At 68.7% G+C, this 12,022-nt stretch carries 3 protein-coding genes and 1 pseudogene (1 of these 4 only partly in view); 3 read left to right on the top strand and 1 reads right to left on the bottom strand.

The window, feature by feature from the left end; all coding sequences use genetic code 11:
• Positions 1–13: 13 nt before the first annotated feature.
• On the top strand, positions 14–898 hold the full coding sequence (locus LZ199_RS33235; protein WP_253997771.1) for an SDR family oxidoreductase: 885 nt from the start codon (positions 14–16) through the stop codon (positions 896–898).
• A gap of 19 nt (positions 899–917) precedes the next feature.
• On the opposite strand, the gene LZ199_RS33230 is transcribed toward LZ199_RS33235, so the two are convergent.
• Positions 918–1,280 carry a cytochrome c oxidase assembly factor Coa1 family protein gene (locus tag LZ199_RS33230; protein WP_253997770.1) on the bottom strand — a complete coding sequence of 121 codons (363 nt, stop codon included), beginning with the start codon at positions 1,278–1,280 and terminating at the stop codon, positions 918–920.
• Between the two features lie 309 nt (positions 1,281–1,589).
• Here LZ199_RS33230 and LZ199_RS33225 point away from each other — a divergent pair.
• Positions 1,590–2,496, top strand: a pseudogene (locus LZ199_RS33225) (LysR family transcriptional regulator).
• Positions 2,497–3,164: 668 nt separating this feature from the next.
• Positions 3,165–12,022 carry the 5' end (the start) of a non-ribosomal peptide synthetase gene (locus tag LZ199_RS33220; protein ID WP_253997769.1) on the top strand. 33,799 nt of this gene lie beyond the right edge of the window, so 8,858 of the gene's 42,657 nt are visible here — the first part of the coding sequence; its start codon is at positions 3,165–3,167; the stop codon falls past the right edge of the window.

Here is a 12,022-nt window from a genome sequence, read left to right as displayed (position 1 = left end):
CGAGGAGCGTCCGATGATGGTGGTGACTGGAGCGACGGGGCAGCTTGGCCGACTCATCGTGGAGAGCCTCGTCACCCGTGTGCCGGTGGACCAGGTCGCCGTCAGCGTCCGCGACGTGCGCAAGGCCCAGGAGCTGGCGGCACGCGGCATCCGGGTGCGCGGCGGAGACTTCGCGGACCCGGCGAGCCTCGCGCAGGCCTTCGAGGGGGCCTCCCAGGTCCTGCTCGTCTCGTCGAATGCGCGGGCGTATGGCGGCGACACCCTCGCCCAGCATCGCTCCGCCATCGACGCCGCGCGGTCCGCGGGTGTGCGGCGCATCGTCTACACCAGCCACATGGCGGCGAGCCATTCGTCCGCGTTTCCCCCGATGCTCGACCATGCGGAGACGGAGCAGCTGCTGAGCGACTCCGGCCTGAAGTGGACCGCGCTTCGCAACGGTTTCTACGCGTCGAGTGCGATGCTCCTGCTGGCGAAGGGCTGGGAGACCGGCGTCTTCGAGGCGCCCGCGGACGGCAAGGTCTCCTGGACCACGCACGCGGACCTCGCGGAGGCAGCAGCCGTCATCCTGGCGAACGAAGGGAAGTACGACGGTCCGACGCCGCCACTCACAGCCTCGGAGGCGTTCGACTTCGAAGCGCTGTGCGGCCTCGCGTCGAGCATCCTCGGACGTCCGCTCCGTCGAAGCACCGTGTCGGAGGACGCGCTGCGCGCGAAGCTCGGGGCGTCCGGCATGCCCGCCTCGGCGGTCGCCATCTCGCTCGGCCTCTACCGCGCGAGCCGCGATGGAGAGTTCGCGGCCGTCGACCCCACCCTGCAGAAGCTGCTCGGGCGCACGCCGACGAGCATGCGCGAGGTGATTGCCAGGACGCTGGGTCGAACGGACGGCGGCAAGGGGTGACGCGACAGCGGAAGAGCGCTCAGAACCCTCCGACGACGTCGACCACCTTGCCATCTTGCGCCATCACCCGGAGGCGGCTGAATCCCCAGACCTTGCTCGTCTGAACTGCCTTCACCTGCAGCACGCCGTTTTGTTTGCTTCCAGACAAAGCAATCTCCATCTCGGCGACCGCTGCATCGTCGCGAGCCTGCGTCTTCCCCGAGAAGAAGAAGCTGCCACTCACGGGCGCGCCCAGTGCCTGGACGACCTGACGATGGTTCACCACTCTCGCGAGTGCCTCCTCGTGGGGAAACTGGCCCCGGAACCACATGCCACCGCAGCCGCAGCACATCAACGGAAGTCCTACCAGCGCTCCGAGCACCCACTTCAGCGTCGGCGACATTCCTGGCTCCCGGCCCGCACAAGGCCTGACGACGTGGATGGGAGCACACTAAGCGTCTGCCAGCCTTTGCAAAAACAGACCGGGCCCCTGACGTCCTCTGGAACGGCATTGGCGACGGCAAGGGGTGGGCCCGTGAGGCCTCTCAGTCCAGGTTCTTGTCGGCGAGGAACCTCGGCAGGAGGTCCGCGCGCTCCACGTTGTTGAGGTCTGAGAACCGTGGGCTGCTAAGACGGGGGCTTGAACGGGCACCGACGCTCGGGCGCGCGAGTCCGCGGAGCGAGACCTCGGTGGCCCACACGGACATTCCCCATGAAGACGACGCTCCTTCCACAGCTTCAGGTGTTCCTCGTGGTGGCGCGCCTGAAGAGCTTCAGCGCGGCGGCTCGCGAGCTCAATGTCTCTCCGGCCCGCGGTGAGCCAGTCCGTGCGCCAGCTCGAGGCCCAGCTGCGAGTGGTGCTCTTCGCTCGCACCACCCGCAGCATGGCGCTCACCGACGCGGGACGGAGACTGCTGGAGGGCGCGGGGCCGGGCCTCAGCCAGGCGCTCGCGAGCCTCACGGAGGTGGCGGCGCAGCCGGGTGAAGCGGTGGGACAGTTGAAGCTGACGGTGCCGGAAGTCGCGGTGCCCTACGTCATCACCCCGGTGCTGCCGACCTTCCACGCGCGACACCCTCGGGTGGAGGTGGAGGTCGTCGCGGAGAACCGGCTCGTGGACATCGTCGCGGAGGGCTACGACGCAGGGGTGCGCCTGCACGAGGCCCTCGAGCGCGACATGGTGCAGGTGCGCCTCACGAATGCCTTCCGCTTCGTCGTGGTGGGCGCGCCCTCGTATCTCGCGCGACACGGCACGCCCCAACGTCCCGAGGACCTGCTGCGCCACGAGTGCTTCACCATCCGCATGCCTTCGAGTGGAGGGCTCTATGCCTGGGCGCTGGAGCGCGGGCGCAGGAACTGGCGGGTGCCGGTGCGGGGCAGCGTGCTCACGAACGACCGCGCACTGACGCTGGCCCTGGTGGAACAGGGCCAGGGATTGGCTTACGTCGTCGAGCCGGCGGTGAAGGAGCAACTGCGCACCGGACGGCTCGTGCGCGTATTGGAAGAGTACGCGCCCACCGTGCCCGGGTTCTTCCTCTACTTTCCGAGCAGGGCACAACGCTCGGGGCCCCTGCGCCTGTTCATCGAGGTGGCCAAGGAGTTTGCGGTGAAGACGGTGTGAGGCCCGTCGTGCCTGCACCCAGACGTCGGCAAGCCGCAGGTCCGTCTGCTGCTGGCCCCAATGCGCGAGACGAACCGCGGCACTCCAGGCTCGCTTGGGCCGTGGATGACTGGGCGGCCAGGCGCCTGGCCCCCACCGCTCGCGAGTGGCGGAGCAAGAATTCCACGCAATGGGAAGGGCCACTCGTTCGAATCACTGACCGTGTACCCCTCCTGGCAACCACGGCAGGGCCCCAGCACCGCACGTCGTGCTCTGGATGGCGCACAGTGAAGCGACTCCCCCTGGGAAGCCCCCGTCATTCCCGCGCCCCCTTGCTCGCCTGGAAAGTCCCACATGCTGAGATTCTAGTGCGTGCCCAATTTTGGAGAATCTCCAGGACAATGGGATTGTGCAGGGAGCATGTCCTACAACCCCGACACTCGCCGCAGCCCCGCCGACAGACTGTGTCTCGTATTGCCGCGCGCTTCGCGGATACTTGAATACAACTGTTGAAATGTTTCATGGGTGGCTCGACCACCGAGTGCCTCCGCCAGGACGTCAGTCATCCGTGAAGCTGGTTTGACGACGGAGCCCGGCCCCTTTCATCCCCGTGACGCCGCACCGACAGCGCGTCGGTCGGCAAGTGCTCGCGCTACCTGGCCTCCTCAGGGTTGGCGCTCGGAGTCTGTATGAGCGGTGGGAACAAGAATCTCGAGAAGCTCACCCCCAAGCAGCGCGCCCTGTACGAGCTGCTCCTCAAGGAAAAGAAGGGCCAGCTCCAGGACGCGACCACCAAGGCGGTGGAGCGGACCATTCCGCGCCGCGAGGACACCGGGCCCGCTCCCGCGTCCTTCTCCCAGCAGCGACTGTGGGTCGTGGACCAGCTCGAGGGCGGTCGCGCCTTCGCCTACAACGTCCACATCACCGTCCAGTTCACCGGCGCGCTCGACATCGCCCTGCTGGAACGGTGTGTGAATCAGGTGGTCCGGCGCCACGAGTCGCTGCGCACCGTGTTCGCCGCGCGCGAGGACGGCATCCCCGTGCAGGTGGTGTTGCCAGAGCTGCGCCTGCACGTCCCGGTGGAGGACGTCTCCCACCTGTCCAAGGAGGAGCAGGACGTCGAGGTGGAGCGGCGCACCAGCGAGGAGTCCCAGCGCCTGTTCGACCTGGCGCGCGGGCCGCTCTTGCGCGGCAAGGTGCTGCGCCTGGGCCCCGACAACCACGTGGCACTCGTCACCATGCACCACCTGGTGACGGACCGCTGGTCCCTGGGCGTCTTCGTCCGCGAGCTGATGGCCTTCTACGCCGCGGGAGTCACCGGCCAGTCGCCCGAGCTGCCGGAGCCGGCCATCCAGTACTCCGACTTCGCCGTCTGGCAGCGCGAGCGGATGCAGGGCGAGCGGCTGCGCGCGGAGCTGGAGTTCTGGAAGCAGCACCTGCGCACACTGCCCGCGCCGCTGGAGCTGCCCACCGACAGGCCTCGCCCTCCCGAGCAGACGTACCGAGGCTCCCGCCAGTTCGTCACCCTCCCGGTGGCCCTCACGCGCACGCTCAAGGAGCTCAGCCAGCAGGAGGGGGCCACCCTCTTCATGACGTTGCTGGCCACGTTCCAGACGTTGATGCACCGGCACTCGCGGCAGACGGACATCACGGTCGGCTCGCCCATCGCCGGCCGCGGCGTGCCGGAGCTGGAGTCGCTGATCGGCTTCTTCGTCAACACGCTGGTGCTGCGCAATGACCTGGACGGCAACCCCACCTTCCGCGAGCTGCTGCGTCGCGCGAAGGACGTGTGCATGGCGGCGTACGCGCACCAGGAGCTGCCCTTCGAGAAGCTGGTCGAGGAGCTGAAGCCCCCGCGTGACCTGAGCCGCCACCCGCTGTTCCAGGTGATGTTCAGCTTCCAGAACACCCCGCGACAGGACCTGTCGATGCCGGGGTTGCAGTCCACCTATCTGTTGGTGGACCCGGGCTCGGCGAAGTTCGACCTGCTGCTGGAGCTGCGCGAGGACCGGCCGGACGAAATCTTCGGCTGGCTCGAATACAACACCGACCTCTTCGACGTCGCGACCATCCAGCGGATGCGTGGGCATTTCTACACGCTGCTCGGCGCGGTGGCGGAAAACCCAGACACGCGTCTGTCCGAGCTGCCCCTGCTCACCCAGGAGGAGCAGCTCCAGCTGCGCTCCGACTTCCAGGGCCGCCAGGACGACTTCCCACGGGACGTGTGCCTGCACTCGCTCATCGAGGCCCAGGCTCGCCGCACTCCCGACGCGGAGGCCCTCCGCTTCGAGGACGAGACGCTCTCCTACGCGCAGCTCGACTCACGCTCCAACCAGCTCGCCTGGCAGCTGCGCTCTCTTGGTGCTCGCCCTGGCACTCTCGTCGGTGTCTCCCTGGAGCGCTCGCTCGACCTCGTCGTCGCGCTGGTCGCTGTCCTCAAGTCCGGTGCCGCCTACGTGCCCCTGGACCCGGCGTATCCGCGCGAGCGCCTCGTCGGAATGCTCGACGATGCCCAGGCTCCCGTCATTCTCACCCATCAGCACCTCCTCGAGAGCCTGCCTCCCTCCTCCGCGCGCGTCCTCTGCCTCGACTCCCAGTGGGATGACGTCGCCGCGTGCTCCCGCGACACGCTGCCTCTCGTCGCCGGGGCCGACGCTCCCGCCTACGTCATCTTCACCTCCGGCTCCACCGGCCGCCCCAAGGGCGCCATCAACACACACACAGGAATCGTCAACCGCCTGCTGTGGATGCAGCAGCAGTACGCGCTGACGCCTTCCGACACCGTCCTTCAGAAGACTCCCTTCTCCTTCGACGTCTCCGTCTGGGAGTTCTTCTGGCCCCTCATGACAGGTGCGCGGCTCGTCCTCGCGAAGCCCGGCGGTCACCAGGACCCCGCCTACCTCGTCCGCCTCATCGCCGAGCAGCGCGTCTCCACGCTCCACTTCGTTCCCTCCATGCTCCGCGCCTTCCTGGAGGAGCCGGGGCTCGAAGCGCTCTCCGGGCTGCGCCGCGTCGTGTGCAGTGGTGAGGCCCTGCCCGCGGAGCTCGTCCGCCGCGCTCATGCCGTCCTTCCCGCCTCCGTCGAGGTCCACAACCTCTACGGCCCCACCGAAGCCGCCGTCGACGTCTCCTCCTGGCATTGCGCTCGCGGCGACTCCCGTCACTTCGTCCCCATCGGCCGCCCCGTCTCCAACACCTGGCTCCACGTCCTCGACGCCTCGGGCCTTCCCACGCCCGTCGGCGTTCCTGGCGAGCTCTTCATCGGCGGCATCCAGGTCGGCCTCGGCTACCTCAACCGTCCCTCCCTCACCGCCGAGCGCTTCCTCCCCGACGCCTTCTCCGGCACTCCGGGCGCGCGCCTCTACCGCACTGGAGACGTCGCTCGCTGGCTGCCTGATGGCTCTCTCGAGTACCTCGGCCGCGCCGACTTCCAGGTCAAGCTGCGTGGCTTCCGCATCGAGCTCGGTGAAATCGAGGCGGCGCTCCTCGCATTCTCCGGTGTCTCCGATGCCGTCGTCGTTCTTCGCGAGGACGCGTCCTCTCCCCGCCTCGTCGCGTACCTCGTCGCCTCCGCCGAGTTCGACCTGCAGGCCCTGCGCGACTCCCTCTCCGAGCGCCTGCCCGAGTTCATGGTGCCCTCGGCCTTCGTGTCGCTGCCGGCGCTGCCCCTCTCTCCCAACGGCAAGGTCGACAGGCGGGCGCTGCCGGCTCCGGAGCTGAAGTCCCGCGACGCGGGAGACTTCGTCGAACCCCAGACGCCTCGGCAGCAGGCGCTGGCCTCCATCTGGACCGAGCTGTTGGGCGTGTCGCGCATTGGCCTCCGCGACAACTTCTTCGAGCTGGGCGGCGACTCCATCCTCGCCATCCAGGTGGTCTCACGCGCGCGTCAGGCCGGACTGCACCTGGCCGCCAACCAGCTCTTCCAACACCAGACATTGGAAGCACTGGCGCGCGTGGCGCAGCAGCAGGGTGGACTCCAGGTCGAACAGGGCCCGGTGCTCGGCACCTCTCTCCTGACACCCATCCAGCTCGACTTCTTCGAGAAGGAGCTCGTCGAACCGCATCACTTCGCCCAGGCCTTCATGCTCGCGTCGAGCGAGCCGGTGGACGTCCCGTGCCTGGAAGCAGCGCTGCGCGCCGTCGTCACCCACCACGACACGTTGCGCCTGCGCTTCACGCGCCGACAGGACGGCACCTGGCTCCAGGAGTTCACTGGCCTGGAGGTCCCTGTCCGCTTGGAGCAGGTGGACCTCTCCTCCGTGCCCGACGCGGAGCTGCCTTCAGCCCTGGCGTCCGAGTCCTCCCGTCTCCACGCGAGCCACAGGCTTGACGAAGGGCTGCTGCTGCGTTCCGCGCTCTTCCACCTCGGCGCCGAGCGAGGCTCACGGCTCCTGCTGTCGGTGCACCACCTGGGCGTGGATGGCGTCTCCTGGCGCACGCTCCTGGAGGACCTCGGCGCGGCGTATGTGCAGTCGCGACAGGGCCGCCCGGTGGCGCTGCCGCCCAGGTCCACGTCCTTCAAGACGTGGGCCTCGAAGCTGAGCGACTTCGCTCGCTCCGAGGAAGTCTCTCGGGAGCGGGCCTGGTGGCTCGAAGAGGGGCGGCTCGAAGTTCCCTCCCTTCCCAGGGATGGAGCGGGTGGTGCCGCTTCCGTGGCCTCCGCGCGCACGGTGGAGGTCTCCCTGGACGAGACCCAGACGCGGCTGCTGTTGCAGGAGACTCCGTCTTCCTGGCGGGCGCACATCAACGACGTGCTGTTGACGGTGGTGACCGACAGCCTCACGCATTGGATGGGCCAACCTCGCCTGCGTGTGGAGCTGGAGGGCCATGGTCGCGAGCCGTTCTCCGACGACGTGGACCTGTCTCGCACCGTGGGCTGGCTCACCACGCTGTATCCCGTGACGCTGGACGTCTCGGGCACCAACAGCCTGGGTGACCGGCTGCGCGCGGTGCGGGACTCGCTGCGGCGCCTTCCTCGGAAGGGCCTGGGCTACGGCCTGCTGCGCCACCTGGCGGACGAGGAGCAGGCGAGGGAGTTGCGCGCGCTGCCTTGTGCGCAGGTGCTCTTCAACTACCTGGGCCAGTTCCACCAGTCCGGTGGTGACGGCTCGGTGCTGAATCCGTTCACCGCGACGCGCGAGCCCCTGGGCGCACTGCGCGCTCCCGGTGCAGCGCTCTCCCACCTGTTGGAGATCAACGGCTACGTCTTCGAGGGCCGGCTGACCCTGGTGTGGACGTACAGCGAGGCCGCGCACCGGGAAGAGACCATTCAAGCCCTGGCCGAGCGGTGCCTGCACACGCTGCGGCGGCTCATCGACGACCGCGGCTCCGAAGACGCTCGTCGCTTCACGCCCACCGACTTCCCCCTGGCCCGGCTGTCTCAATCGGTGCTCGACCGCGTGCTGCCAGCGGGGACGCTGGCGGACGACCTCTATCCGCTGTCGCCCTTGCAGCAGGGCATGCTCTTCCACACCCTCACGGCCCCGGGCTCCGGTGTCTACGTCACGCAGTTGGCGTGGACCTTCGGCGGCGCCGTGGACATGACCGCCTTCCGTCGCACCTGGGAAGCCGTCATCCAGCGGCAACCCTTGCTGCGCACGTCCTTCATCGCCGAGGGCGCCGCCGAGCCCCTCCAGTGGGTCCACCCTGAGGCCACCCTCCCCTGGGAGGAGCACGACTGGCGCGGCGTGGACGAGGCCGAGCAGCGAAGCCGCTTCGAAGCCCTCGTGTCCAAGGATCGTGCTCGTGGCTTCGACCTGAGCACGCCTCCTCTGCTGCGGCTGACAGTCGTTCGCACCGAGGAGCGTGAGTGGCGAGTCCTCTGGACGCTGCACCACCTCATCGTGGATGGCTGGAGCCTCGGGCTCCTCTTCCAGGAACTCTTCACCACCTACGAGCAGGTTCGCTCCGGTCGGCGCCTGTCCGGCAGTGAGGCGACCTCCTTCCGCGACTACATCGCCTGGCTCCAGCGGCAGTCGTTGGAGCCCGCGGAGCTCTATTGGCGCAAGACGCTGCGTGGCTTCACAGCGCCCACGCCCCTGCCTGGCGCCCTTCCCCGAAATCCGAATCAGGTGCTCCAGCGTCAGCACCTGAACGCCTGGCTGCCCGCGCAGCTCACCGCGGACCTCCAGGCCTTCGTCCGGCAGCACCACCTCACCCTCAATGCGCTGGTCCAGGCCGCATGGACCCTGGTGCTCTCACGTCACACCGGTGAGAAGGACATCGTCTTCGGCGCCACCACCTCGGGACGCTCCGCCGAGATCTCCGGCATCGAGAACGCCATCGGGCTCTTCATCAACACCCTGCCCGTTCGCATCTTCGTCGACGACGACACCACCGCCCTCTCCTGGCTCCAGCAGCTCCACACCCAGCAGCTCGAACTGCGCCAGTTCGAGCACACGCCGCTGACCCACCTCCAGCGGTGGAGCGACGTGCCGCGCGGCACGCCCCTCTTCGAGTCCCTCTTCATCGTCGAGAACTTCCCCGTCGACGCCGCCGTCAACTCGGCCAGCGCCGACCTGGGGATTCGCGACTTCAGCGCGCGTGAGCAGGCCGATACCCCGCTGGAGGCGTACGTCATCCCCGGGGACTCGCTGGAGCTGCGCCTGCTCTTTGATGCCGCGCGCTTCGAGCCCTCCACTCCCGAGCGCCTCCTGCGCCACTGGCGCGTCGCGCTCCAGGCCCTCGTCTCCAGTCCCGACTCACGCCTGGGGACGCTCTCTCTTCTGACGGGAGAGGAGCGCGCGCAGGTCCTTCGCTCCTTCAACGCGTCTTCACGCGACTTCGACCCGTCCTGCCTCCACCTCCAGTTCGAGGCACAGGCCGCGCGCACTCCCGACGCCACCGCGCTGTCCTTCGGTGACGTCTCCCTCTCCTACCGTCACCTCCGCCAGCGCGTCCTTCGGCTCTCCCATCGACTCCAGTCGCTCGGGCTCCGTCCGGACGCTCCCGTCGGTCTCTTCGTCCACCGCTCCGCCGACATGGTCGCCGCCATGCTCGCCATCCTCCATGCGGGCGGCGCCTACCTTCCCCTCGACCCCGACTACCCCTCGGACCGCCTCTCCTGGATGCTCCAGGACTCTCGCGCTCCGTTCATCCTCACCTCGCGCCACCTCCGCGACTCACTGCCTGCCTCGGATGCGCACGTCCTGCTTCTCGATGAGACGGGCGATGAGGAGGCACGGGCTCCCGGCGATGCGGACGCGGCGAATCTGGCGTACGTCATCTACACGTCGGGCTCCACTGGCAGGCCCAAGGGCGTCATGGTGCCGCACCGCACCGCCGCCAACTTCTTCGCCGCCATGGATGACCGGCTGGGTTCCTCTCCCGGCACCTGGCTCGCCGTCACCTCCATCTCCTTCGACATCTCCGTCCTGGAGCTCCTCTGGACGCTCTGCCGAGGCTTCCACGTCGTCCTCCATGACGAGCGTGCCGCCTCTCGCCTCGGCACCGCGCTGACGCTGCCCGAGGTCCTCCGCCGCCACCCTGTCTCCCACCTCCAGTGCACGCCCTCCTTCGCGCGCGCCAGGGTGCTCGCCACGGACTCGGTCGCCGCCCTCTCCTCGCTCCGCTACCTCCTCGTCGGCGGTGAGGCACTCCCCGGCCCGCTCGCCTCCCAGCTTCGCGCAGCGCTTCCACACTCCTCCCTCCTCAACATGTACGGCCCGACGGAAACCACCGTCTGGTCCTCCTCCCACTCCGCTTCTTCCTCCGACGAAGGCGCCTCCACGCTTTCCATCGGCACGCCCCTCACCAACAACCGGCTCTTCGTCCTCGACGCCTCCGGCCAGCCCTGCCCCATCGGCTCACCCGGCGAGCTCTTCATCTCTGGCGAAGGTGTCGTTCGCGGCTACCTCGGCCGCCCCGACCTCACCGCCGAGCGCTTCCTCCCCGACGCCTTCTCCGACATCCCCGGCGCTCGCCTCTACCGCACGGGTGACCTCGCTCGCTGGCGCCCTGACGGCTCGCTCGACTTCCTCGGTCGCGCCGACTTCCAGGTGAAGCTGCGCGGCTTCCGCATCGAGCTGGGCGAAGTCGAGGCTGCCCTCTCACGCCACACCTCCGTCCTCCAGGCCGTCGCGGGTGTCCACCTCGATGCCTCCGGTGACGGGCGCCTCGTCGCCTGGCTCGTCCCTCAGCCCGGCCACTCGCTCGACGCCTCCGCGCTGCGCGACTTCGCTCAACGGCACCTGCCCGAGCACATGGTGCCCTCCCTCTTCGTCTCGCTCTCCGCGCTCCCTCTCACTCCCAACGGCAAGGTCGACCGCAAGGCCCTCCCCTCGCCGCTGAGCCAGAGCCCGCAGTCCGCCGTCCCCGACGACTCCGAACCAAGGACGACCCAGGAGAAGGTCCTCGCCGCCATCTGGTCCGAGGCCCTGCGCGCGCCGCGTGTCACACGCCAGGACAACTTCTTCGCGCTGGGTGGCGACTCCATCCTCTCCATCCAGATTGTCTCCCGCGCACGCAACGCGGGCCTCCAGCTCACCACCCAGCAGCTCTTCCAGCACCCGACGCTGGAGGCCCTTGCCCGGGTCGTGAAGTTCGAAGGCGGCGCATGGGCCGAGCAGTCGGACTCCGCACTGCTCGCGCTCACCCAGCGCACGTTGACGGACTCGAAGGGCCATGAGTCCTCGGACCTCGTCCTGAGCCGGTTGAAGCAGGCCATCGCGGACCGGCTGGTTCCCCCGGGCACGCCGGTGGAGGACCTCTATCCGCTGTCGCCCTTGCAGCAGGGCATGCTCTTCCACACCCTCGCGGCGCCGGGCTCCGGCGTCTACGTCACCCAGCTGACGTGGAGCTTCGGTGGCGCGTTGGACCTGGATGCGTTCCGGCGCACCTGGGAAGCCGTCATCCAGCGTCAGCCCCTGCTGCGCACGTCCTTCCTCACGGGCGGCTCGCAGGAACCCCTCCAACTCGTCCACCCGGGTGCGGCCCTGCCGTGGGAGGAGCTCGACTGGCGTGGCGTGGGGGACGTGGAGCAGCAGTCCCGCTTCCAGGCCCTGCTCGCCGAGGACCGCGCTCGCGGGTTCGACCTGCGCACGCCGCCGCTGCTGCGGCTGACGGTCATCCGCACCGATGAGCAGACGTGGCGCGCGCTCGGGACGACGCATCACATGTTGATGGACGGCTGGAGCATGGGCCTCCTCTTCCAGGACCTCTTCACCACCTACGAGCAGGTTCGCGCGGGCCTGGTGTGGGTCCGGAGTGATGCGACGGTCTTCCGCGACTACATCACCTGGCTCCAGCGTCAGCCGATGGAGCCCGCGGAGCTCTACTGGCGCAAGACGCTGCGTGGATTCACCTCGCCCACTCCCCTGCCCGGTGCCCTTCCTCACGACCCGGACGCGGTGCTCCAGCGTCAGCGCCTCCAGCTCCACCTGCCCGCGCAACTCACCGCGGACCTCCAGGCCTTCGTCCGCCGGCACCACCTCACCCTCAATGCGCTGGTCCAGGCCGCGTGGGCCCTGGTGCTCTCGCGTCACACGGGTGAGAGCGACATCGTCTTCGGCGCCACCACCTCGGGTCGCTCCGCCGAGGTCTCCGGTAT

Origin of the sequence: Myxococcus qinghaiensis (assembly GCF_024198215.1) — a bacterium.
Taxonomy (GTDB): Bacteria; Myxococcota; Myxococcia; order Myxococcales; family Myxococcaceae; genus Myxococcus; species Myxococcus qinghaiensis.
Note: the sequence above shows the minus strand (reverse complement) of the source record. Positions and strands in the feature narration are given on the sequence as shown.

What these genes read in the sequence shown, in the direction of transcription:
- LZ199_RS33235 (WP_253997771.1), top strand. Translation starts at nt 14, where the DNA reads ATGATGGTGGTGACTGGAGCGACGGGGCAGCTTGGCCGACTCATCGTG.
- LZ199_RS33230 (WP_253997770.1), bottom strand. Translation starts at nt 1,280, where the DNA reads ATGTCGCCGACGCTGAAGTGGGTGCTCGGAGCGCTGGTAGGACTTCCG.